This is a genomic window from Coleofasciculus sp. FACHB-542 (assembly GCF_014695825.1).
In the GTDB taxonomy this organism is placed as follows: Bacteria; Cyanobacteriota; Cyanobacteriia; order Cyanobacteriales; family FACHB-T130; genus FACHB-T130.
The window spans coordinates 49,864-74,245 of sequence record NZ_JACJPB010000036.1; the positions used below are offsets into that span (position 1 = coordinate 49,864).

The following is a 24,382-nucleotide window of genomic DNA, read 5'->3' on the forward strand; positions in this document are numbered from 1 at the left end:
GCTGGGGTTGAATGGCTGCATCATAGTTGGCGAGTGGGCGATCGCTTCTTGATACTGTCCTTTACTAAGCGTGTAGCCTCGTAAATACCAGGCGATGAAGTCGTCTCCGCTTAAGTTTCAGCACTTGGTCAAAAGCTGGTAGCGCTTCTTTGTACTTAACCTAGCCTCCGTAACTCGCAAGCGAGGTTAAACAACTCAATCAGTGCTTTTAACTTAAGCAACGAGTTTCGGGGTAGATATGGAACAACCAGTTAGACTAGGCGCTGGAATGAGAGCAAGTACCCTAAAACTTGCGATTTCTGTAGTTCTCAGAGTACCTAATGCTCCTACCGTCAAAAAATTGAAATTCTTCACTTTATGCTTTTAGGCACTATTCGTACCAAACAATAGCTACAAGTTTTTACAGGGATTAATAATAAGAAAATAGATTTAATTAGCAATTAAATCGCCTAAATCGGAGAAAAAACCAATAAAATAATTATCTAGGCCAAAATTCAGCTCGCAAAAGCCTCAAAATAAGTTCACTTCCGCTTCGACTCGCGCCCCTTCTCATAGCCTCTAGCGGTAGAAGTTGGGCCACGCTGGAAACGAGCACGTCAGCGATCGCGCGGTTTCTCTAGATTTTGTCCTTTGTCCAGTCAAGAAAGATTCGTTTCGATCCCACAACGGATTCGATTTAGGAGAATCGCTGCAAACCACTAGGTAGAATTGTTCAGCCTTTGCGATATGATTGGGGTCATTAACAGGAAATTCTGTAGGTCACAAGACAGAGGGCAAGACGCTGTGATTAGAGTAGCGATCAACGGTTTTGGACGCATCGGACGTAACTTTATGCGATGCTGGCTGGGTCGGGAAAATAGCCATATAGAAGTCGTCGCGATCAATGACACTTCTGACCCAAGAACCAACTCCCACTTGCTGAAATATGATTCCATGCTTGGGAAGTTTAACGCTGATATCAGTTACGATGACAACTCCATCACTGTTAACGGCAAAACGGTCAAATGCACATCGGATCGCAACCCAGAAAACTTGCCCTGGAAAGATTGGGACATTGACCTGATTATCGAATCAACTGGCGTCTTTACCAGCAAGGAAGGGGCATCCAAGCATATCAAGGCTGGAGCGAAGAAAGTTCTGATTACCGCTCCCGGTAAAAACGATGACGGCACCTTTGTGGTAGGCGTCAACGATAAAGACTATGACCACGACAAGCACGTTGTGATCAGCAATGCCAGCTGCACCACCAACTGCCTAGCGCCTGTTGCCAAAGTGCTGCACGAAAACTTCGGCATTATTAAAGGCACGATGACCACCACCCACAGCTATACCGGCGACCAGCGCTTACTGGATGCTTCTCACCGGGATTTGCGGCGGGCACGGGCAGCAGCGCTCAACATTGTTCCCACTTCAACAGGTGCTGCCAAAGCAGTAGCTTTGGTGTTGCCAGAGCTGAAGGGCAAGCTGAATGGAATTGCTTTGCGGGTGCCTACTCCAAACGTTTCCGTAGTGGATTTGGTGATTCAAGTCGAGAAGCAAACCTTCGCGGATGAAGTGAACCAAGCGCTGAAAGCTGCTGCTGAAGGCCCTATGCAAGGCGTTCTGGAATACAACGAACTGGAGCTAGTCTCCAGCGATTATCGGGGTACCGATGCTTCTTCCATTGTGGACGCCAGTCTAACGATGGTTATGGGCGGAGACCTGGTTAAAGTTGTCTCTTGGTACGACAACGAGTGGGGTTACTCTCAGCGGGTTGTAGACTTGGCTGAACTGGTGGGTCAGAAGTGGAAAGCTTAAAAATGCTGAAAGCTTTGGCTTAGGGTGAGTTGTTGGTCGGGATAGACGCCGGTAGAGTCTCCTAACAAGACGTTTGAGCCGATAGTAATTTTCCCGACTACAGCAGCTCCTTTGCCCAGTCGTTTGATTAACGCCTGGGCTTTTTCTAACGGTAAGCACAGCACCAGTTCAAAATCTTCACCACCGTATAAGGCCCAATTCAGAGCTTGCTCGGCAGGCACGAGCTGAGTTAGGGCATGAGAAAGGGGAATTGCGCTGCGCTCGATATAGGCACCCACTCGGCTGCACCGGCAGATTTGCACAATGGCGTCTGCTAGACCGTCGCTGCTGTCCATGCCAGCCACGGGAATTTTAGATTTTAGATTTTTGATGTGGGATGGAAAATCTAAAATTTCCCACAAAAGCGGCAATACATCTAGCCTAGGCTTGGGACGCTGGTGAGCTTCGATTAAAGATGCTTTGTCAGTTTCACTGAGGTGTTGACCAAACTCTGGGTGAAGCAGTAATTCTAGACCAGCTCGTGAGGCTCCGTGAACGCCGGTGACGACAATGGCATCCCCTACCTGAGCATTTGAGCGCCGAAGGATCTGAGTTGGTGAAGCTTGACCAAAGGCGGTAATCGCGACGGTAATCACCGATGAGCGGCAAATATCGCCGCCGACGATCGCTGTATTGTATTGTTGCAGGCATTCGGTGAGTCCCTGATAGAGTCGCTCAACCCAGGTGACAGGTGTATCACCCGTGACACTCAAACCTACAGTAATGCCCAGAGGCAGTGCCCCCATTGCGGCTAGATCGGATAAATTGGCAGCAGCAGCACGCCAGCCAGCGTCTTCTGGGGCAGTGGTGCGATCGCTAAAATGAGTTCCATCTACCAGTAAATCGGTTGTCACTACCAATTCTTGACCAGGCTGAAGGGTCATCACCGCCGCATCATCCCCCACAACTTCCGGCGGACAAAAGCGCTGCAATCGTTCTAATAAACCTTGTTCTCCAATATCTCGAATTTTCATGCATCTAAACTATTCAGTGTCTGATAGTTTAGCGGCTAGAAGAAACGCGATCGCTAAAATCGACTTATCCAGCAACATATCTGTCGTAGCTACCAGCAATTGTCCAAGCTCAGTCTCAAAATGACATTATCTGGCGTTTGGCAGTCTACCTCACCCGCAATCCTTTCTAAATTGGCAAAAAATCGGGACTAGAAGCCTTGTTCAGCATCTAATCCCGATTAATATATGCATTGTTTAAAACAATGGAGAATTAGGACTTAGCAGCTTGGCGGCGGCGAGAAACCACTAAAGCACCTGCTACCATTCCTAAACCTGCAAGGCTTGCTGGTTCAGGCACGCTCACGTTTTGAGCGGCTACCTTATAGTCAGGCCCGTTAAAGCCCTTGTGGCTTGTCAACCGGAGACCTACAGCCTTCTGTGTCCCTTTCAGACCTAAAGAACCAACCTTCTGATTTTCGTTGATTTCTTTGGTGTTGATGCTGTACCCAGCATCCTTCCACATGTCTCTGGTAATCTTAAACTTGTCTAGCACGTTGCCAAATTTATCCAGGGACTCAACGAATAAATCGCTGTTTCCAGGGCCTGGATCGTTCGCAGTAAGAGCGTTACCTCGTTCCCAGAAGAAGAATGTGTCTGTTGCCTTCCCGAAGAAAACTTCGATTATAGATGTTCCATAGTCGTCTTCAGTGTCAATGATGCTGTTGAGGTTCAAGTTGCCTAAGCTAGCAACGATATCAGCAGCTGTGGGGTTTTCCTTTTTAGGACCCTCTGGGAGATAAGGGTCGCTGACTGTACCATCTCCGTGGTCGGAACTGCCGGGGCCAGTTTTTACCAGGTCATTTTGGATGATTTTGGCACCTGTAACTAGCGAGAAGTCTTTGAGCGTCTTGGAACCAAAAGTAACTGCTTCTAGCTTGATATCCTTTTTGGGGTCAGCAGGATTTGGAGAAAAGGTGGTGCCAAAATCAAATGGAGCGAAAGCTTGAGCTGAAGTCGCGGAAAAAGCTAGAAGGCTGCCAGCCATTAAGCTCATGAAGGCTGAAGTCTGTTGAAGTTTCATCTGGTTCACCTTAATTGATCCGAAGTTCAAGATTTTTAATGTCCGCATATTTAGGGATTGAGCCGTGTTGCTATTTTTTTGTTGAACCTAGTAGTTTGCTTGAGTGATACGGATGAGTGCGTTGAAAACTACTTAAGCACCTGATGAACGAAGACCAATTACCTAAGAGATGACTCTAACTTTTAGTAGCAAACTCAGAAGACCGCGTAAATATGCTTGGCTTTGTTCTTCCTAATATAGGGAATCATTCGAGGGGATAGCAATCATTCGGACGTATCTTTACTGACTCTTTAACATCAGCCGTAGTTTCTCCAAAAACTTGTAAAGTTGGTGTGAAGTAAGGCTTTAGAAGCGCGAATATATATGTATCCGGATTTTTAACGATTAAATAAAAACAATTTTTGGAATTTCCGGGAAAATACGGTTTACTAATTTCATACCATTTAAAAATAAATTAAACATACGAAGAAACACTGAGACGTTAAAAATTTAAGTACGGAAAATACTGAAAAATTAACTTTTAAACTTGCTAAAGGTAATAGTTATTACGAGAAAATACTTAAAAAATAAATGTGAAAACGGGCGAAGCCCTTTCCACGTTGGGGATAAACCCCTAGTTAAAGAAAGGAATGCTTCGCCCGTTTAATTTCCAGCCAAAAAAACGGATTGTATCAGACTATGGTAATTTTAGAGATACTTTAACCAGTTGTTTAAGCGGATTTTAAACAATTTTGTGCTTCCTGGGCTACTTGCTCGACTTCATCATTCGCTAAAGCTTCTAATGTTGAGCGTGCTTCTGCTCCACCTAGACGCTTGAGTGCTTGTACGACCCGGTAGCGAATCTGCCAATCCGAATGGGTGGAGTACGGAACAATGAGGGGAACTGCACGCGGATCTCCCAGTTCTCCCAGTGAAGAGATAGCAGCAGTTTGGACTAATTCGTTCCCAGAGGTAAGGGCTTCTTCTAGTAGTTCAAACCCTCTGCTGTCGCCCATTTCTCCCAAAGCAGCAACAATGCTGAACTTAACGAGCCACTCTGGGGTTTGGTTGTAAACTTGCTGCAAGTCCTCAAAAGCTTCTTTTAACTGTAGCGCTCCCAAAGCATCAGCAGCGGCAGCTTGGACATCTGCTTCCGAGTCATTGAATAAGCGATCGCGCAAAACACTCAAAGATGTTTGTAAATCTTCTTGTCCCAGAGTATCCATCTGGCTGACTGCGGCATATCTAACGCGGGTGTTGCTGTCTGTCACAGCGGGTTGCACCAGCTCAAACGCGATCGCCCTTTCCAGCTGGCGCAGCTGGTTAATGCCGCGAATGCGATCGCCAAAATTTTCTGAACCCAGTAATTCTTTAACAGACTCAGGGGTAATGCTCATTATTATTTGATTATTGATTAGTTTTCAGTTGTCACTCGTTATGAGTCATTAGTCATGAGTCCTTTGCAGCAAACTCCCAATGACTAATGACCAAGATTAATCCACCTCAGATGCCATTGCCCGCACAATATCCCCACGGGTGAGGATACCAATCACCTGAGCATTTTTATCAATCACCGGCAAGCGGCGAACATTTCGCTCGTGCATCAGCGCCGCAGCTTCCCGTAAAGGTTTCTCGGCTGTAATGGTAATGGCATCGTGGGTCATTACTTCCCCAACCGTTTGCCCCAGAGACTTGTGCAGGTCTCGTTCAAAGGTGGCTGGATTTTGCAGGTAAATCACGCTGTCTAGAAACATGATGTAAGCCGGGGGAGTCACCCCTTTTTCTTGCCACATCAAGTCAGTTTCCGAGATAACGCCCACTAATTTGCCAGTTTGTTCGACTACTGGCAGACCGCTGATGTGTCGTTCTGCCAAGATTTGGATGGCCTCCTTGAGAGGCGTTTCAGGCCGTACCACGATAGGGTCGCGGCTCATAACATCGGCTACAGTTTTGGGCATACAAGGCTTAACTGCTGTCACAGGATAACTGGCTTAATTGTAAGGAATTGCAGGGATCAATTGTCCTTTGTCAGTTATCAGTTGCTGTTGACGAATCGCTAAAGTCGGTTTCGCAGTAGGCGCGGAGGATATGCGTACAGTTTGCGATCGCGCCTAAATGGGCAATCTCATAGCCGTGCGTGTTTTGCGTCGGAAACGCCAGACACGCAGCACGGGCGACATGACCAAACTTCATCGCAATTGAGCCATCGCTGCCAAAACCGCTCAACGTCGCCAATTGCACGGGGAGCTTCAGATTCTTCGCAACTTGCCGCAACTGACGATTTAAGGCTTCATCGTAGATTCCATAGCCATCTTGGGAAAGCAACACCGGCGCATTCCCATCAGCGATCGGGTATTCCGGAGCCAAAGGACAGATTTCCAGCGCAATCAAAGCATCTACACGCTGCTTCTGAGTAAAGTACATTGCGCCAATTGCCCCGACTTCCTCTTTCGCAGACGCCACTAGATAAATATCAACTGGAGGCTGTTTTACCGTTTCAGCCAGCGCTAACAAAATTGCGACAGACGCTTTATTATCCAGGGTGTAACTGGCAATCCAATCCTTCAACCGCACGGGACGCTTGCGATGCTTCCCGACTACCATGCGGGTTCCCGGTCGAATTCCCGCTATTTCTAATTCTTCGGAGGTGCATTTGGTTTCCACCCAAGCGTCTTCCCAGCGCACTGGTTTGTCTTCCTGCTGGGATTTTTGGGGAGATTCATGGGAGATGTGGCGCGATCCAAAAGATAGAATCCCGGTAATGGTTTGCTCATCTCCCAGTAAATCTACAGCGCCCTCGCCATAAACCCACGGAAATGCGCCTCCCAACCTGCGGACTTCCACCCGTCCCTCGTCGCCGACTTGTTTGACAATCCCGCCAATTTCGTCTTTGTGGGCGGTGATGGCGATGCCTCTGTCTTGCTTTTGACCGGCAATTTTCGCAATGACATTCCCGGCATTATCCTGCCAAACTTCGACTCCCAGCGCTTTAAATCGACTCATCAACAATTGGTCAATTTCTTCTTCCGCACCGCTAGGAGAATGATGCAGCACTAATTCTTCAATGGTGTTAAACAGATTGTCGTAATCCAACAAAGCCATGCCTAAAAGTATGAAGTGTGAAATATCAAGGATGAACGGTGAAATTTAGCCTTAATACGAACCTGTTCATCCTTGAGTCTTCATCCTTTATACTTCAGTCTTGATTGAGCTGGCTTTCGTCTGTTGGCGTTTCAGCACCAAACCCGCGCCTAAAGCACCAAACGCTAATATACCGAACGTAGAAGCCGGTTCGGGAACGCTTTTCTGGGAGTCGGACACCAGTACAGGTGTCAGCGTTGCAGAGGCGGATTGTCTCAATAGCTGATTATTACTAGCGATCGCAGATGCCTGAGTCTGTTGCCCTAGCACTGAAAAGGCATATTTTCCTAATATCTTATGAGCAGTCGTCGTCGGATGGATGTTATCCCAGAACAAAAACTTGTCTGCATTAACAGCACAGGCAATTAATTTGTCTAAACAAGCCTCAGTAACATTCCCCAAACCAAATTCGCTCGGATTAGCGATGACCCGATCGAATAGAGAATTAGCATCAAGGGGGATAATATTGATGCTGTCACCTAAGTTCTGGCTCAAACCATTAAGGCTTGCAGCTAAGCCGGAGTTATGAGTCGCCGTCAAGACGCTGAGGTTGGCTGAATTCGAGCTTGTCCGGGTGTCCGGAAGTTTCCCCAAATCTGGCAAGTTGACCACCATGATATTTTTAGCGCCGAATGTAGCAAGCGACGTTACTGCTGTCGATAAATTTCCGACTGGTATAGCAGCATTGGTTACGCCACCACCGATGTAGTCATTGCCACCCGCCCATACGATATATAACGCATCCGGATTAGCCGGTAAATTGGCTTTTTTGAAGTTATTAATCTGCTGCTGCAAGCCTGGTAAATTCAGCACTACGCTAGGAACGATATCGTTCAAGACGTTACTGTTTCCCGTAGTTGCACCACCGTAAGCCAGATTAATATTTGAATTGGAAGTTAATCCTAAATATTGGGCGAGATAGTCTACCCAAACTGGACCATTGGAAAAACGTCCATCAGAGTAAACCGGGCTTGGCGGAATATATCCTTTCGTAGCATCAAACAGATTTCCATCATCTGAAAGGCTGTCACCAAAAACATAAATTTCATTAAAATTCTGAGGCGATAAGCTTGCTGCTTTTACTGCTGTTGGCAACCCAGCGATCGCGCTGAGGGGTAACGCACTCACAAGAAATACTGCCCTCAGGCTAGAAAACACTCTTTGGAAGGACATTGTGTTTTTTCTGTAGTCAGGCTAGCGAATAAGTTTATTTGTCAGTTAGTCTTTTACTAAATTGCTATTTGACAGCTAAAAACTTTTCCCTCTAAAGATACATTTCTCTACTATCATCCTTCTGTCTTTCTAGGTAGCAGACAATAGGAATTTTTACATTTGTAGAGGTGTGGGAACGCCCAAAACTTGTAATTTTTTAATTAAATTATATGAGTGGCAATTTTCAGTTAGTTCAACTATCTATCTCCAGCTATATCCAGCTTGGAGAAATTCTGCAATTTTTATAGGCTTCAAATGCCAACGGTAGGAGAATTATGTCAATTACTCCATCAGATGTGACTGCCACAATCTCTTTTCAATATTGCCTAATTTTCCACTGCAAGACTGGCTATATATCATCCATCTCGTCCTTTTTTTTGCGGTCACTTGTTTTATCAATTATTAGAATTATTAGAATGATTCCTCGTCCCTTTAAAACTCGTTAAATTAATTCAAATCATCGATACCTCAACCGCTCTATCTGCTTGGAGATGAGAAACATTGTATAATTTCCTTCTTCTGCCAATTATCTTCACTAAATAATTTTCCTATTCAAGTATCTAACACTTGCCGTGAGTTAAAGACCTATCAGCACTCGCTTAAAACCAATACTAATTGTGTAAATTATTGATAGACTTATTCAACTTAGAAAATCTATCATTTGAGGCCAGAAGTCCCTAAAATCTAAAAAGTATCAAGTGTAAAACATCAAGGATGAACGGTGAATTTGGCTTTAACAGGAACGCCTTCATCCTTGAGTCCTCATCCTTTATACTTCAGTCTTTATTGAGCTGGCTTTTTTCGGTTTGCGCCGCTTCAGCGAACCTGCTCCTAAAGCACCGACTGCTAATACACCCAATGCAGAAGCCGGTTCCGGAACGCTTTTTTGAGGTTCGGATGCGGGTGTCAGCGCTGCAAATGCTAAGTCTGCCACTAGCTTATGACCAGCGGCTGTGGGATGGATGTTGTCCCAGAACAAATAACTGTCTGGGTTATCGCATATATCGTAGGTGGAATCTTGGGGACCCTCGTAGTTGGTTAGGCAAGAGTCAGTCACATTTGTGAAACCAAATGTCTCTTTATTTGTGATGACATTGTTAAATAAAGAATTGACATCGAGAGATTTGAGGTTGATTCCGGTTAATGACTTGCTCAAACCAGCAAGAGTCTGGCTCAAGCCCAAGTTATGCAATCCGGTCAACTGGTTGAGACCGTTGGACACGGCAATACCGCCACTAAGACCGACAGGAGCCTTTCCCAAATCTGGTAAGTTAGCTACAAGGAAATTTCGAGCGCCGACGTTGAAAAGCGATGTTACCGCTGCCGATATATTCTTGACAGGCTCAGTTGGATCTGTAACCTTACCGCCGAGGTAATCATTACCACCAGCCCATACTATATATAGAGCTTCTGAGTCAGCAGACTGCTTGGTTTTCGCCAAACCACTCTTAAACCAATCGATCTCCGTTTGCAATCCCGGTAACGGACCAGCGACGTTATTGGTTCCTGAGGTAGCACCACCGAAAGCGAAGTTAATACCGTCGCTAGAGTTAGCTCCGGCTCCCGCAGTGGCCAGAGCCGGAGCTAATCCCAACTTATTTGCCAGAGCATCTACCCAAATCGGGCCATTAGAAAAGCGTCCCTGATAGTAGGGTGGAGCTTTGGGAGAAGATCCTCCCGTTAGATTGAAAACATTTCCAGTATCGGAGAGGCTGTCACCAAAGACGTAAATTCTATCAAAGGATGCCGCTACTGCCTTAAGTGGCAATAGGAAAGAAAAAAGAACAAATCCTGTGGCTAGAATTTGTTTTTTCATGGTGATCTCTTTCTCCGTATTTTCTGCTACATTTTTCTCAACTGTATAAACTTTTGTATAAAGTTATTACAACCTTCTCCCAAAATAGTGTGAAGTTTCTGTGAATTTAAGGATAAATTCAGTGAAAACTCAAGGCGGTGGTATTATAATTTATTTTTTTAAGAGTTTTTTATATAGATACTGAAGCTGCCTCCACTTACGCTTCTCAAGGGGGAGCTGTTGTATTCCAAAGAATACTCGAAGCGATCGCTTACCTCCAGCAAAGGCTTTGCCTAATTGCGATCGCTTCATTGACTGCTTTTGATTGTCAAGCTATTGATTCGCAGAACTTGACGGTGAAGGCTCCGGCGTAGATGTCGCTGATGGCTGGCTCTGTTGACGCTGGCTCTGCAATGCATCTTGAGCAGATACCCCTTCACCTTCAGCGCCAAAGTACCAGACAGCCGCCGCCGCCTCAGCCCTCGTCACGGGTTTTTTCGGCTGGAACAGCGTTGTATACCCAAAAACCCGCCGGATATTTGCCAATTCGCCATTTTGAAAATCGGCTAATACCGCCCGCAACGCCTTCGGCTCAGTTTTGCCTGCATCCTGAAATCCCCACGTTTGCTTCACCGCATCAACCGAAGCGGTGGGCAAAGTCTGGCGGGTATCTAGGGGCACTTTCCAGAGAATCAAGTTTTCGCGGGTAAGCGGTGCATCGGGGCGAAACAACACAGCGGTAGCATCACCCGTCAACCGACTGGGAATTAAACCCGCCTCTGCTAAACCTTGAATGGCTGGAAAATCAGGGTCGCTGCGGGGAATATCCTGGAAAGCTGGTTGGACATCTGTTGATGCTAAACGGATTTGCTTCCCCGGACTATTGGCATAAATCTGATTATTCGCAGCCACCAGCCAACGCGCATACTGGCGGCGGGTGATGGTTTTATTTGGCTCAAACTGTTCGCCTGCGGCTGAGTTACTCTTGGAACCACCAGAGTTGAGCGAAAGTACCCCCAATGCTGCCAGGTTTTCTACGTACTGACGTAATTCTTGGGGTGCTTTGTTGATATCTGTAAATACAGAGGGTTGAGAAGGAGACCCCGGCTTGTCTGTTGTTGCCTCAGTCGTTGGCTGACTGGCGACCTCTGAGTTACTCGATGACGGTGCTGCTGCTGCGCTGCCGTCGCGGACATACTGAATCGTAAATTGTGTAGTACTAGCTGCACTACTCGCTGGACTATTAGCAGCAGTCGCTGGAGTCGGTGAGGGTGTTGAGATAAAACTATTACTACCCGAACCTGACTGGATGGAGACGGTAACTTTCAGGTTATTCTGGCGAGCCACTAAGATATCGGTTGGGGGAACAGCACCCTCCTCAGTCTCAGTAGTCTCAGTTGGCTGACTCAAAACTTCCCAGTTATTCGATTGAAATTCCTTCTGGTAAAAGGTTTGGACAGAGTTGCTGGGGTCAGAAGTCGTCCAACGAAGGGTCTGTCCTTGATTGGGATCGGATGTTGATGGCGTGACTTCTTGCAGCTGAGCCTCTGGATAGACGGGAATCTCCGATGGGAAATCAGAGGGGAGTGCAACAAGCGTTTCGTTCCGAGAGTTATTTTGAGATGGCAACCCAAACGCAGCCGGATTGTCCTTAAGTTTAGGGTCTGCTGCGAGCGATCGCTCTAGTGCTTCACTGTTGGGACTATTGGCGCAAGCGCTTAAGGAAATCAGCAGGCAACCAATAAATCCGGTAAGTATAATAGGACGTTTAGAAAATAACACAGCAAAAACTGGAGAACACATCTTCCTTCCTACGCTAGCGCAGATAGTGAAGACAGTTTCCAGTTCCTGATTAAGTTCCTGTTAGTTGCTTTCAATAGCCATAATATTTTTCTAAGAGTCTCACTCTAGCGTCACTTTCCCCTGAAAACGCTTATGCAGTTGACTGCCTACAAAGGCTAGAGCAACTAAAGCCATACCCGCAATTCCAGTAGGCTCTGGTACCTGGTGAGTTACTTCAACAACTGGCGCTGGTGGCAAAATTGCTCCAGCAAGTGCGACGCCATCATTGCCACACTCAAGAAACATATTAGCAACGTAGTCTCCAAAGCCAAGAAGAGACTTGTTCAACTGGAACCCAATGGTTTGATCTCCACTTGCCAAAAAGTGACTAAAATCAAGTCCGGCGGCACTCAATGCAGAGGCGGTGAGCATGGTAATGTCACCCACTTTTGTACCTGAGCCAATTACATTGAGAATAGAACCTTGACCGAAGTATGCATAAGCATCAGCTTTAGTAGTAAAATCCGTGCCTTTAGTATTCTCCCGATCCCATCCAGAATCATAGTATTGCTTCAAACTGCTATATCCGTTGTTCGTTCCAGTAACGCTAGCGGCTTGGACATTTTTGTAGACGCCAGTGCTGGAAACCATTGAGTCGTTAGTCCCAGCAAAGCGAATCCCAAACAAACTGTTTGCATCACTGGCAGCTTTAAAAGTTTTATCAGTGAAATTGAAGAATAAATCTCCCCAACCAATGTTTTGGTCAGCAGCGCCACTCGCGTAAGTTCCTGTCAAGGGCGTACCACCAGTTAGAGCTACAAAAATGCTGTCACTGGTTTCCTTGATTGCCATCCCTTTAATTTCATAACCCGCTCCACCAGAGCCATCATTAAAGGCATCAATGCTATAGTTCCAATCTTTGTGTATTGTTCCCGCGTTAGCCTGCTGTCCAGCCATAGAAATAAAGCATAGAGTCGCCGTAGCACCAGCCATTAAGGTTGCAATATTACGCAATTTCATATTATGAAAACTCCTTTTGTTTGCCCTAATTTTATGTCTTTCCTTAATTTGTAACAATAACTTTATTGATTGTCTCTAGATAATTTCTCGGAACTTTGAGTTTTTGTCAAAACCCCAAGAACGAAAAAATTTTATAAAAGTGTATATATAAATCAGTATCTTTTTATAAAGTATAAAGCTTGCTTTTTAGACTCAGTAAATCTAGTTAAATAAGAACAAGAAGAATTTTGAAAAATTGAGAAATATTACAGCCTGCTTAAATCCAATGGATCTAAACCAGAGGTCGCGTGGTATCTTGGCTGAGAGCTGAAATAAACCAGACTATCTCTGTGGCTAACAACGCCAGATATTTTTAGTTGAAACTTCTATGGCATCTGAGGAAAAGGATTTAGCAGCCGTCAACGAATCTCCACAATTTGCTACCTCAAACTCGACCCAACTGGGACTTCCGTCTGAGATTCAGGCAGATGCTTCTTCCCAGGACGGAGTCAATCAAACTGGGGCAGTTGTTGCTGAGAAGACAAAACAGGGGCAACCCAAAGGCGTAGATTCCGGGGGACATAAAGAAAAAAAGGCAGCAGGAGGGGGAATATGGGAACAATTAAGAGAAAACCTGCAAATTCTATTGATTGCCCTATGTTTAGCCCTTTTTATCCGAACCTTTGTTGCCGAACCCCGCTATATTCCCTCTGATTCTATGCTGCCGACCTTGCAAGTGGGCGATCGCTTGGTAGTGGAAAAAATCTCTTATCGCTTTCGGGCACCCCACCCAGGCGACATCGTAGTTTTTGACCCTCCCCAAAAATTGCAAATTCAGGGCTATGCGAAAGACCAAGCCTTTATTAAACGAGTGATTGGCACACCGGGTCACGTCGTTAAAGTTCAAAATGGTAAGGTCTACGTGGACGACTCGCCCCTCCAGGAAGACTACATCGCAGAACCCCCAGAATATCAGTGGGGACCAGCGCTGGTGCCTGAAGACCAGGTATTAGTCATGGGAGATAACCGTAATAACAGCAACGACTCCCACGTTTGGGGCTTCTTACCCCAGAAGAATATCATTGGTCGCGCCTTCTTCCGCTTCTGGCCTCTTAGCCGGATTAGCCGCACTTAAGTCAAAGTTTTGAGTGATGAGTTTTATCTGTTTTCAATCCAAGGCTGAAAACTCATCACTTTTCTCGATAAGTTATTCAAAATCGCAAATAATGCATTAATTGGGCAGTTAGATTTCCAGGAAGCGATAGCCGTTGCTGGAAATCAACTAGGTTGCGGTACGACCCCGCAACGAGACGATTTTGCACTACTGTTACGGCGAGAACCGCGTCAATCAATGGAATCTGCATCAGTTCTTCGACAGACGCTGTATTCGGGTTGATGAGTTGCGGCGTTGCCAAACTAGAGTCGTCGTAGTAACAAAATCTAATCACTGCCTCTAGAGGTTTTAGCCGAGCGGGTGGCATTCCTAGTGCTGCTGCAATATCCTCGATGCAGAAAAATTGAACCCCAGATCGAGCGAGGGAAACGAGCGATCGCGCTTGATGAATTGATAACCCTGGTAATCTCAGCCAATCGTCTACACTTGCCTGATTTGCATCAATCTTGATACCAAGTTCCGCTGCGATCGCAATTTCTTGAGTGGATTGCAGGCGGTAGTAGGGATCGTTCAAAATCCTGCCCCGAATTGACTGCAAATTCGGATTTAATCGAGCTGCGGGTGGTAGCCATTCAAAAAGTGCCATAAACCAGTGCCATCAAAAAGTGCCATAAATGTCAAGCGATGCGATCGAGCCATTGACGGCGCTTTTGCTCAAATTCGTATTCTGAGATCAGTCCCTCTTCCCGCAAGCTGTCCAGTTGGCGCAATGCATCTGCGATCGCACCCACCCGATCGGGATCGACGCCGACGGAGGAGGCAGCCGGTTCCACGCCCAGATTAAAATTCCGGTCAAACTCATCCCCATCTTGCACTAAATACCAAAACCCTTCAATCGCGCTAGCAATCCGAGGAATCGGTGTCCCCCACGACAAGAGCAAATAAGCCAGACCCCATACCGGCTGTCCCATATAAAACTTGTGGAATCCAGCAACGGGTATCACTGCCCCCACCAACGCCAAGATAGCTGCAACTTTTCGATTTTTTGCCTTTGTTAACATGAACCGCACCACTCCATGACCCCTTGGCTCTTGCTTGCAGACTGATTTCCTGCTTCCTGAAGCTGCTGCCAAATTTTACTGCCAAATTTTCCGCAAAAAAGCTTAGGGAAAGCAGAGAATTTTCCTATCGAGACCATACTTGCGATGGAAGCAATTGTCTTCTTCCATAATATTGATTTTCTCCCTTGAGAAGGCTTGCAGATGCTGGGCGCTGATGATTAGTCAAAAACTGGATATGCTTTACTAAAAGCTTGTCAATGGTAGGCAGGTGATAAGATGCCATCTTGGACAATCGGTATTGCTATCTTACTCGGCTTGATTTTGCTGCTAGCTATTTTTTTCTGGCAGTTTCGCAACTTACAATCTTCAGCTAAACAATCATCCGTTAAGCAAAGTAAGCATCAGCGTCGCCAACCCACCATTAAGCTACAAAACAAGCTGCTGAGACTGTTGAGTGGGGATAGGGCAGCTGCGATGCGGCTAGTGGAGCGGGTAAAACAGAGGCATCCGGGTAAATCGGAGGAATGGTATTGGGAAAAAGCGATCGAGGATTTAGAGCGCGATCGCCGTTAATACGGAAAACCGAATATAACGGAAACATTGGGCTGCACTAAAATGATACTCAAAGCAGTAAACTTCTCCTTGGCGGGGAAGCCCATTAACGGGAAAAAGAAAAGGCTATGGGATTTTTTGATTCAGAAATTGTTCAGCAAGAAGCCAAGCAGCTATTTGAAGATTATCAATCCCTGATCCAACTGGGAAGCCACTATGGCAAATTCGATCTCGAAGGAAAAAAGATTTTCATTGAGCAAATGGAAGCCATGATGGATCGCTATCGCGTCTTTATGAAGCGTTTCGAGCTATCTGATGACTTCATGGCTCAAATGACAGTACAGCAGCTACATACCCAGCTTGGTCAATTTGGCATCACTCCAGCTCAAATGTTTGACCAAATGAACCTCACCCTAGAGCGGATGAAATCCGAACTGTCCAAGCAACCCTAAAGATTTTGGATTTTGGATTGAATCCAAAATCCAAAATCTCAAATTATGAGCGGGGTCTCTCAAATTTGGAAGGCGATGGGAAGTATTGCACGGGTTCGCCAGACATAGCCGTTGACATAAAATCGCGCCAAATCGGAGCGGCGTACTGGCCCCCTGTAACACCACCGCCTAAGCTGCGGTTGTTATCCTTGCCAATCCAAACAGCCGTTGACATCTGCGGGACATAGCCCACAAACCAAACATCTTTCTCTAAAGAAGTCGTACCCGTCTTACCAGCCGCCGGACGACCTATCTGTGCAGCTTTCCCCGTACCGCCACTGATCACCCCTTGCAGCACTTGAGTCAGAGATGCAGTCGCCCACGGGTCTAACACCAGACGGGGTTTAGGAGTGTTATCGAGCAACACATTGCCTCGGCTGTCTGTTACCCGGACAATCAGCGTGGTGTCAGAATGCCAGCCATTACTGGCAAACGTGGCATAGCCGCCAGCCATTTCCAACGGCGTCACACCAATCGCTCCCAGAGGCAAGGAAATCACCGGCTCAATTGGACTCTTAAAGCCAATCGTCCGCAAGGTTTCAATTACCTTATCCAGCCCCACAGACCGTCCGATTTTCACCGCAGGCACATTCGCAGAGACGACGAGGGCTTGGCGAATGCTCATCGCACCGGAGTAGCCGCCGCCGTAGTTTCTAGGAGAGTAATAGCCCCCTCCATCTCGATAGCTGACTGGCGAATCGTAGACCGTGGAATAGGGCGAATATTTCCCAGTCGCGAACGCCGTATAGTAAACAAATGGTTTAAAGGCAGATCCTGGCTGGCGTAGCGATTGGGTTGCCCGATTAAACTTACTTTTTTTGTAATTAACCCCGCCAACCAAGGCTTTCACAAAATGCGTCCGAGGATCGACTGCCACTAGAGCAATTTGGTTGTTATAAACTCCCCAACCCTGAAGTCTTCTATGCCAACGACTGACCTTTTGTTCCGCCATCCGCTGGAATTTGTAGTCGATGGTAGTTTGGACTCGCATTCCCCCTTTTAGCACTGCATCCGGGCCAAAGCGCTCTTTCAACTCAGCCACGACTGCATCTGTGATGTAAGGCAGTTCGCTGGTTTGCCAAGAAGTCAGCTGGCCCTTTTTAATAGTTAGCTTGCGGGCGGCTGCTTCCTCTTGGGCTGTAATCCACCCCAACTCTTTCATCCGACCCAACACCTGCGCTTGTCGCTGTTTGGCGAGCTTGTAGTTGGTGAAAGGGCTGTAGTCTTCTGGAGCCTGAATCATCCCTGCCAACATTGACGCCTCTGCCAAGTTGAGGTCAGCAGCTTTTTTGCCGAAGTAGCTTTCAGATGCGGTTTGGGCACCGTAATTGTTGTGACCCCAATACACCTGATTGAGGTACATTTCTAAAATTTGGTCTTTCTTAAAGATTTGCTCCAAACGAATTGCCAGCACAGCTTCAGCAATTTTGCGGCTAAAGGTACGCTTGCGAGAGAGAAATAGGTTTTTCACCAACTGCATGGTGATCGTCGAGCCGCCCTCAACAACCGAACCCTTCTGCCAGTTTGCTCGGACAGCACGACCAACGCTGTTGGGGTTGATGCCTTGGTGGAAGTAAAAGTGGCTATCTTCAATTGCGAGAACCGCCCGCTTCAGTTCAGGAGAAATTTGGTCAAGGGGGACGATTTCGCGATTGGCTTCGCCGTGGAGACTGGTGAGGTGCTTGCCCTTAACATCGTAGATGTAAGAAGTTTCAGTAGGCGCATAGCTGCGGAGAACGCGCACATCTGGGAGGTTACGGAAGCTAATTGCTAATCCAACCAGTCCACCAGCAGCTACCGAACTGGTAAGCATGGTGATGCCGAGGAGGGTTCCGCCCGTTGCTTTCCCGACTCCCTGCATGAACTTAAAAATCGGTGGGACTGGCTCTCGCGGGTGTTTGTCTTGAATAGTGCTAGACGACACGGGGATTTCACTTCCTCACTAAAAAATGTGGGACTTGGATGTTGTGCGACTGGATAGGGCTTTGCTGATTGAAATTACAAAGACTTTCCAGGGGCAGCCGGAGGGACGATTTTAAAATCTGTCCGGGAATGCGATCGGGAGGTTAGACCGGGGAGAAAACTGATCTGCTATAGCAGCATAAGTGCAGCCTGTTCCTAAAATTTTGAAATCGGGCATGGAGATTTTAACAATTTTTGCAAATTATACTAATCTGATTTGCCTTGAACTTGCATTAAATACAAATATAGTGATTAGTTACCATACCCGATTGAGTTTTGGCAAAGCATGACCGCTAGTGTATCATCGGCAAAAACGCCTCCAGAAGCCCTCAGTTGGCTCTATCGCGGCGTCAGCGAAATTTTTCCCAATCAGCCTGATTCTTCTGACCCGGCGGAGAATTTGGTTCAACGGTTAGCGCAGACTGACCGACCTTTGCGGGTGAAGTATGGGATCGATCCGACAGGTGCAGAGATTCATCTCGGTCATACTATCCCCATGCGAAAGTTGCGATCGCTTCAGGATGCTGGTCACACGGCTGTTCTAATTCTGGGGGATTTTACGGCTCGGATTGGCGATCCAACGGGGAAGTCTGAGGTACGCCGCCAGCTGACGGCGGAGGAAGTGGCTCAAAATTCCCAGACGTATCTGGATCAGGTGCGTCCAATCCTGGATTTCGATACGCCGGGACGGTTGGAAATTCGTTACAACTCGGAGTGGCTGGGCAAACTGGATTTGGCAAAAATTCAGGAATTACTCGCCACGATGACGGTGGGACAGATGCTGGCGAAGGAGGGGTTTGCTCTCCGTTTTGAACAAGAAAATCCGATTTATCTGCATGAGTTTCTCTACCCATTAATGCAGGGTTATGATTCTGTAGCGGTAGAAGCGGATGTGGAGTTGGGAGGAACCGATCAGAAATTTAATATTGCCGTGGGGCGAGATTTACAGCGGCATTTTGGTCAGAAGCCTCAGTTTGGGGTGTTGATGCCGATTTTGATCGGGACAGATGGCGTCCAGAAAATGTCGAAGTCTCTGGGCAATTATGTGGGGCTATCGGAACGCTCGACTCCGATGTATCAGAAGCTGGAAAAGATTCCAGATGAGCTGTTGGAGCAGTATTTTGAACTCCTGACGGATCTGCCTTTGGATCGGTTGCCAGAAACTCCGCGCGATCGCCAGCAAGAACTTGCCTTCGAGATTGTGAAGCAGTACCACGGTCAGCAAGCCGCTGAGGAAGCGAGGAAGGGAAAAACTGACGATGTACCGGAATTTTCGCTTTCGAGCGTGCAATTTCCGGCTAAGTTTTTCTACATTGTCAGTGCCAGCGGTCTGTGTAAAAGTAGTTCGGAAGCACGGCAGCGAATACAAGAGGGTGGCGTGCGACTAGATGGCGATCGCGTTGACACGATCGATCTCGTCTTTGACACGCCCGAACAACTAACCGGACGCATCCTGAGTGTGGGGAAAAAGCGATTTGTCCGCCTTGTAAGCTAAGGTGATCGAGTGAATTGAAAAATTCACTCTGATTGCCAAGTCGATTTTTTCAGCCTTACTCCTACCCGTGAACCCAAATCCTACTCGCCTAAAATCCCCTAAGTCAGTCACAGAGCGCATCATCGTGCCGCTGGATGTGCCGACAAAGGAAGCCGCGATCGCTCTCGTCGATCAATTGCCCCAAGTGTCATTCTGGAAGGTGGGGTTAGAGCTATTTGTTAGCAGTGGGCCGGAAATCTTAACGGCGCTCAAAGACCGGCAAAAGCGAATTTTTCTGGATCTGAAGTTTCACGATATCCCCAACACGGTTGTTGGGGCTTGTCGCGCCGCTGCCCGCTACGGGGTGGATTTAGTGACAATTCATGCAACTGCCGGTCGCGGTGCCTTGCAGGGGGCAGTAGCAGCGGCACAGGAGGGCGCACAGGAGGTAGGGGTGACACCCCCCAATTTAATTGCGATTACGCTGCTGACCAGTCTCACCTCACGCCAGCTAGCCTTTGAACTAAAAATACCGCTAGAACTGCCAGAGTATGCCTTACAGATGGCGCTGCTAGCCAAAGAAGCAGGGCTGGCTGGGGCAGTTTGTTCCCCCCAAGAGGCAGACCAGCTGCGGCAGACTTGCGGCGATGATTTTCTGCTGGTGTGTCCGGGTGTGCGCCCCTCTTGGGCAGAAGCGGGAGATCAGAAGCGATCGCTCACCCCCACCCAAGCTTTCCAAGCAGGCGCTGATTACTTGGTAATTGGACGTCCGATTACCGCCGCCTCTGACCCTGTTGCGGCTTGGGCAAGAATTTGTGACGAGCTAACAGGGGTTTCATGAACTCAGGTCGAAAGCGTCAGTTGTTAGAAATTAGGCAGTTACTTCTGATTTCTGGCTGTTCGCTGTTCGCTGCATTCAGCACTCAACCGGGACAAGGAAAGTCCGCCCCTGCACTCAACAGTAACAGGGTTTCTCTGCCCCGGCAGCTTTCTGCTTGCCCCAATAATTTAGAAAACCTCACACTTCTACTCCTGCGCGATTTACCCAGTTATGCGAATCGGGTCAATCAACGTGCTCGACGCCGCAGCAGAAAAGTTGATATTTCTTCTAGTTCGGTGATTATCGCTGGACGCCCGGAATTTGAGCCGCTTAGCCTGGGTCCCGGTCAATATACCCCAACGACTCCAGCCGAACTGGCCGCAGCCCCCAAGCAGCTATTCATTACCACCTTGGAGCGACAATATACGGCTGGCAAGGCAATTGAATTACAGCAGTATCACTGGCTATTTCTGGCTCAAACTGACAGTGGTTGGAGCCTAGCACTCATGTTTTCCCGTACTGGCCCTTCTCCGGGAGGACGACCCCCTACACCGCCGCGCGATAGCAGTAATGGCATCATTGGTCAGGCAGTTCGGAATTGGTTGCAAGATTGCCGGGTGGGAAAAGTGCGATCGCTCTAAATCTCCGAACTCTCACGCATAAGAAGCGAGCATTTTTTTGACACTTCCGTAACTTCAACGGGAATTCATCCATCTTTTACTTAAATGATGGTTAATTTCTAATGCGTCTCAGTAATTTTTTCTCAGTAATTTCATCATTATCTACAAGTTTTTACTTGAGTGCGTAATTGTAGCTTTTGAAAGTGCGATCGTTATCTATCTAAAGTCTTACTTTTATACGTACTTCCCTTTAATAAAACTTCTGTATCTCTAACAACATTTTCAAGGTATCCGAAATTTTACGCACAGCAAGAAGCATTCTAATTTTAATTTCCGTAGCTTCAAGGATGACTTAATTAATCTTTACTCTTAGGATGAAATAGTGCCGATTTATCAAGGATTTAGCTAAAAGAACTAAATTATTTGAGAAAATTGGCAGTTTAATTTAGATGAAATAGCAGAAAAGCAAAACTTTAGCTAAATGACTAAAGTTTTAGCTTAAACCTACATCGCTAAAGTTTGGCTTAACGAGTTGCTGTGGATTGGGAGAATCTGTCACTGAAAACCTTCAACTAATACCTTTCAACAACGTTTCTACATGAGCACCTACCAGAGGATTAAAAGAATGAATTTTCAGCGTACATCAACTTTTCTATGCTTAGCCGTTGGAACAGCCTTCACGATTTCTAGTTCAGCGCAAGCTGCAAGCTTCCAAACCAACGTTAGCCAAAAAAGTAACTCTGAGGCAGATATTTGGCTTCAGTCGATTACTCAGAATAAAGTCACAATTGATAGTTTTAATCTGGTTAAAGAGGCTAAAATAATCTCCAATACTGCTATTACTCTCACAGGCAAGAAGGGAGAAACTGCCAATCCAGAAGCCGGTGGTTACAACAATAATACGGGGGCTGCTAGCACAGAGAAAGGCGATAAAGCGAGTAAGCCAAACGGTGTTGAAGTATCTGGAATTAAGAACCCAACCAATACTGATATTGCTACTTATCTAGGTAACCAAAACCTCAACAACATTATTGATACTGAGGATAAAGGTTCCTTTAGTATCAACCTTTTCTTCAATAACCTAGTTCGTGCAGATAAGACAGGATTAGACAACCTCTTTTTCTGGGAACGAGGCAAAAACAGCGATCTAGGTATTCAAGCAATTGACAAAGCTGGCAACCTCATTGGTAATTTTCTAAAACTCAAACGAACCGATCAGTTTGCCGCAGGTTATAGCATTGACACAATGGAAATTAGTGGAAGTCAAGAGGTTGGTTCTTGGGGAGTTAGCTTAGCGCAATTAGGAATTACTTCTCTAGCAGGTATCCGAGTTACAGCAGACGCGAGTTACGATGGCCCAGACTTTAAAGTAATGGCTAGAGAACAAAAAGTTCCTGAACCAGCCACGCTTGCTGGCTTGGGATTAGTAGTTGGATCGTTGATAACAATTCGTCGGCGTGGAAGCAGCAAATCTAGCTAGTTTTTAGAGAAAATTTGCGTTCATAAAGGCTGAGTGGGAATGAAAAAAGGGCTAGAAAGTGGATAACACTTCTAGCTTTCATTTTTTGTCACTGATACTAGAATTCGTCTGGAGCTACACCTACTATTATTGCTCCTGAAGGCAAAATACCAGACTTCGAGGGAGAAGCCGGGTATCTGAACCGCTTGAATCTTACCACTCTTATAGGCTTACTATAGAGGTGCAAAAACTTAAAGCTGATTTACCAGAAAATAAGAGAGCAAAGGGAATAAAATTGCTCCTTATCTACTCCACACAAAAACGCGAACTGACAAGTCAGCGCTTCGCTATCGCTCTATTTCCTCACTTCACGCTAATTCTTGTCTGAAGCCGAATCCCGCTTCAGCTTAGGAAAGCGGTAAAAGGTATCTCCATCAGCATCTACTTCTGGCAGCACCCCAAACATCTGCACCTGACGATCCAGGTATTCCTTCGCTAATGGGACATCTACTCTTGCTGCTGCTGTCAATTGAATGAGCGAAATACAACTATTTTGAGCTTCCAGCAATTGATAAAAAGCATTTTCTAGTTGCATCTGCTGCTGTCGTTGCTGGGAGGCACTGTAAACCAAAAAACCCGCCATCACACTGACAGTGATGACAAAAATTACTTCAATAATTGCCATAAATTTCCTAATTTTATAGCAGAGAGGGTGGGCGATCGCGCAATGCTGGCATTGCTGTCCCACCCACCCTATTAATAGCTCTTTATCGTCGTGTGATGTTTATGCGGTTTGCGGCGGAACTAAATTCTCCACGCCCTGGATTACTTTAGCCGAGACAATCTTGTCGCCTGCATCGAGTTTTTCCAGAACTTCTTTGCCTTTCGTTAAATAGCCAAAAACTGAATATCTCCCATCCAACAGGTTACGACCGGCTGGGGTTAGTTCTGGCTCAAACAGGAAGAAAAAGAACTGAGAAGAACCTCCGTTGGGTTCTGTTTCCGGACGAGCCATTGCTAAGGCACCGTAAGCTGAGAAAGGAAGCACGGGTAGGTCGAGGTAACGCCCCGCGTCTTCTAAGGTGATGCCATAGGTGGGTTCTTTGTCCCCTCTCGCCAGCACTTCTAACGGAACCGCCCGGTATTTGCCGGTTTCTGGGTCAATAAACCCCTGATCTGGGCCGGGAGGATCTCCCACTTGCAGCACGTAGGAGTCTTCGGCGCGGACGAATTCTAGCCCGTCATAGAAACCACGCTGGACTAAATCTACAAAGTTACCCGCAGTTACGGGCGCACTGTAACCGTCTACTACTAGGGTCAGGGGGCCTTTCTCAGTTGTCATTTCTATAGTGGCGCGTCCCTTGAGTTGAGGCAGATTACTGTACGCTGAGGGCACCTCGAAGGGGAATCCCGGCACCATTAGCTCTTCTAGTTGACCCACGAGATCGAGAACGTTGCCCCGTTCCGCCTGAGTTTGGTCTTTATCTTTGGCTTCCACGGTTTCTCGAAGCTTCCCGAATTGTTCTTCCATCTTCACAATTAGGGCTTCTGCTTGAGATTTTTGCGACGGAGAGACGCCCGCGAGCAAGTCGGAGGAGCGATCGCTTAAAATTCGAGATGCCTTGCTAACATCGCTGGCGATCGCACTCCAACGCTTACTTCGCAGTTGTATGGAAATATCTTCTAAATCGGCTTGCATTTCCCGCACTGCTTGATTGTCAATGGGTAGGGCATACCGTAACAAAGCTTTACCATCTGTGATGGCATTTCCCGATGGCAATCCACTATCACGGGCAGTTTTGCCAGAATCCCACCAAGCAGCGCTGAGTCCTGCTGAGAGTGTCATCATCAGCACTACTAAGACGCCTGTTAAAGCCAAGCGTTTGAACCAATCGAGCGTGGAACGGTTTGAATCAAGCATAAATTAATTCCTGCATGCTGCTTTCCCGACTGCGGTTGAAGCTTTCACGCTTACCAAAAACTCCATTTTTAATCTTGCCACACGGGTGTCCCGACCCAGCGACATTAGACGCAGCCGATCGATCTACGAG

General features: G+C 46.8%; 22 protein-coding genes. 8 read left to right on the forward strand and 14 right to left on the reverse strand.

The window, feature by feature from the left end:
* The first annotated feature begins 783 nt into the window (after positions 1–783).
* A complete protein-coding gene (locus tag H6F52_RS12190; protein ID WP_190410558.1) occupies positions 784–1,797 on the forward strand; it encodes a type I glyceraldehyde-3-phosphate dehydrogenase in 1,014 nt (337 codons plus the stop codon).
* Here H6F52_RS12190 and thiL read toward each other — a convergent pair.
* The 9 genes from thiL to H6F52_RS12235 all read right to left on the reverse strand — a co-directional run bounded on the left by thiL (position 1,794) and on the right by H6F52_RS12235 (position 12,799).
* A complete protein-coding gene (gene thiL, locus H6F52_RS12195) occupies positions 1,794–2,810 on the reverse strand; it encodes a thiamine-phosphate kinase (protein WP_190534952.1) in 1,017 nt (338 codons plus the stop codon). The two genes, H6F52_RS12190 and thiL, sit on opposite strands and share 4 nt — an antisense overlap.
* 250 nt (positions 2,811–3,060) lie before the next feature.
* Positions 3,061–3,870, reverse strand: a complete 810-nt coding sequence (locus H6F52_RS12200) for an exosortase-dependent surface protein XDP2 (protein ID WP_190534954.1) — start codon at positions 3,868–3,870, stop codon at positions 3,061–3,063.
* A 710-nt stretch (positions 3,871–4,580) separates the two neighbouring features.
* Entirely contained in the window at positions 4,581–5,246 is a 666-nt protein-coding gene (gene nblB, locus H6F52_RS12205; RefSeq protein ID WP_190429129.1) for a phycobilisome degradation protein NblB, read from the reverse strand.
* A 96-nt stretch (positions 5,247–5,342) separates the two neighbouring features.
* The gene (locus H6F52_RS12210) at positions 5,343–5,807 is read right to left on the reverse strand and encodes a CBS domain-containing protein (RefSeq protein WP_190410554.1); all 465 of its coding nucleotides are present in this window, start codon (positions 5,805–5,807) and stop codon (positions 5,343–5,345) included.
* 70 nt (positions 5,808–5,877) lie between these two features.
* Positions 5,878–6,951, reverse strand: coding sequence for a M20/M25/M40 family metallo-hydrolase (locus H6F52_RS12215; RefSeq protein WP_190534957.1), 1,074 nt, complete (start codon positions 6,949–6,951; stop codon positions 5,878–5,880).
* Positions 6,952–7,038: 87 nt separating this feature from the next.
* Entirely contained in the window at positions 7,039–8,163 is a 1,125-nt protein-coding gene (locus tag H6F52_RS12220) for an SGNH/GDSL hydrolase family protein (protein WP_190534960.1), read from the reverse strand.
* Positions 8,164–8,971: 808 nt separating this feature from the next.
* Positions 8,972–10,018 (reverse strand): SGNH/GDSL hydrolase family protein, encoded by a 1,047-nt coding sequence (locus H6F52_RS12225; protein ID WP_190534963.1) that lies wholly within the window; start codon positions 10,016–10,018, stop codon positions 8,972–8,974.
* Between the two features lie 312 nt (positions 10,019–10,330).
* A complete protein-coding gene (locus H6F52_RS12230; RefSeq protein ID WP_190534966.1) occupies positions 10,331–11,800 on the reverse strand; it encodes an S-layer homology domain-containing protein in 1,470 nt (489 codons plus the stop codon).
* Positions 11,801–11,899: 99 nt separating this feature from the next.
* Entirely contained in the window at positions 11,900–12,799 is a 900-nt protein-coding gene (locus H6F52_RS12235; RefSeq protein WP_199300528.1) for an XDD3 family exosortase-dependent surface protein, read from the reverse strand.
* Positions 12,800–13,388: 589 nt separating this feature from the next.
* Here H6F52_RS12235 and lepB point away from each other — a divergent pair.
* Positions 13,389–13,913, forward strand: a complete 525-nt coding sequence (lepB, locus tag H6F52_RS12240) for a signal peptidase I (RefSeq protein ID WP_347275843.1) — start codon at positions 13,389–13,391, stop codon at positions 13,911–13,913.
* Between the two features lie 76 nt (positions 13,914–13,989).
* Here lepB and H6F52_RS12245 read toward each other — a convergent pair whose 3' ends face one another.
* Positions 13,990–14,538 (reverse strand): ComEA family DNA-binding protein, encoded by a 549-nt coding sequence (locus H6F52_RS12245; RefSeq protein ID WP_190410547.1) that lies wholly within the window; start codon positions 14,536–14,538, stop codon positions 13,990–13,992.
* A 31-nt stretch (positions 14,539–14,569) separates the two neighbouring features.
* Positions 14,570–14,953: an NINE protein gene (locus H6F52_RS12250; RefSeq protein WP_190534968.1), complete on the reverse strand. Its 384-nt coding sequence runs from the start codon at positions 14,951–14,953 to the stop codon at positions 14,570–14,572.
* A 276-nt stretch (positions 14,954–15,229) separates the two neighbouring features.
* On the opposite strand from H6F52_RS12250, the gene H6F52_RS12255 reads away from it, so the two are divergent.
* Both H6F52_RS12255 and H6F52_RS12260 read left to right on the forward strand, forming a co-directional pair.
* Positions 15,230–15,526 (forward strand): hypothetical protein, encoded by a 297-nt coding sequence (locus H6F52_RS12255; protein ID WP_190534971.1) that lies wholly within the window; start codon positions 15,230–15,232, stop codon positions 15,524–15,526.
* Positions 15,527–15,633: 107 nt separating this feature from the next.
* Positions 15,634–15,957: a DUF1825 family protein gene (locus H6F52_RS12260; RefSeq protein ID WP_190410546.1), complete on the forward strand. Its 324-nt coding sequence runs from the start codon at positions 15,634–15,636 to the stop codon at positions 15,955–15,957.
* A 43-nt stretch (positions 15,958–16,000) separates the two neighbouring features.
* Here H6F52_RS12260 and H6F52_RS12265 read toward each other — a convergent pair whose 3' ends face one another.
* Positions 16,001–17,920, reverse strand: coding sequence for a PBP1A family penicillin-binding protein (locus H6F52_RS12265; protein WP_190436664.1), 1,920 nt, complete (start codon positions 17,918–17,920; stop codon positions 16,001–16,003).
* A 324-nt stretch (positions 17,921–18,244) separates the two neighbouring features.
* Between H6F52_RS12265 and tyrS the strand changes: the two genes are divergently transcribed.
* The 4 genes from tyrS to H6F52_RS12285 all read left to right on the forward strand — a co-directional run bounded on the left by tyrS (position 18,245) and on the right by H6F52_RS12285 (position 22,352).
* Positions 18,245–19,453, forward strand: coding sequence for a tyrosine--tRNA ligase (gene tyrS, locus H6F52_RS12270; protein WP_190534975.1), 1,209 nt, complete (start codon positions 18,245–18,247; stop codon positions 19,451–19,453).
* Between the two features lie 67 nt (positions 19,454–19,520).
* On the forward strand, positions 19,521–20,273 hold the full coding sequence (gene pyrF, locus H6F52_RS12275; protein WP_190534977.1) for an orotidine-5'-phosphate decarboxylase: 753 nt from the start codon (positions 19,521–19,523) through the stop codon (positions 20,271–20,273).
* A complete protein-coding gene (locus tag H6F52_RS12280) occupies positions 20,270–20,893 on the forward strand; it encodes a hypothetical protein (protein WP_199300529.1) in 624 nt (207 codons plus the stop codon). The genes pyrF and H6F52_RS12280 overlap by 4 nt, the downstream gene beginning before the upstream one ends.
* 604 nt (positions 20,894–21,497) lie before the next feature.
* Positions 21,498–22,352, forward strand: coding sequence for an exosortase-dependent surface protein XDP2 (locus H6F52_RS12285; protein WP_190534980.1), 855 nt, complete (start codon positions 21,498–21,500; stop codon positions 22,350–22,352).
* Between the two features lie 352 nt (positions 22,353–22,704).
* Here H6F52_RS12285 and H6F52_RS12290 read toward each other — a convergent pair whose 3' ends face one another.
* Positions 22,705–23,016, reverse strand: coding sequence for a hypothetical protein (locus H6F52_RS12290; RefSeq protein WP_190534983.1), 312 nt, complete (start codon positions 23,014–23,016; stop codon positions 22,705–22,707).
* Between the two features lie 99 nt (positions 23,017–23,115).
* A complete protein-coding gene (locus H6F52_RS12295) occupies positions 23,116–24,252 on the reverse strand; it encodes a peptidylprolyl isomerase (protein WP_190534987.1) in 1,137 nt (378 codons plus the stop codon).
* Positions 24,253–24,382 lie beyond the last annotated feature (130 nt).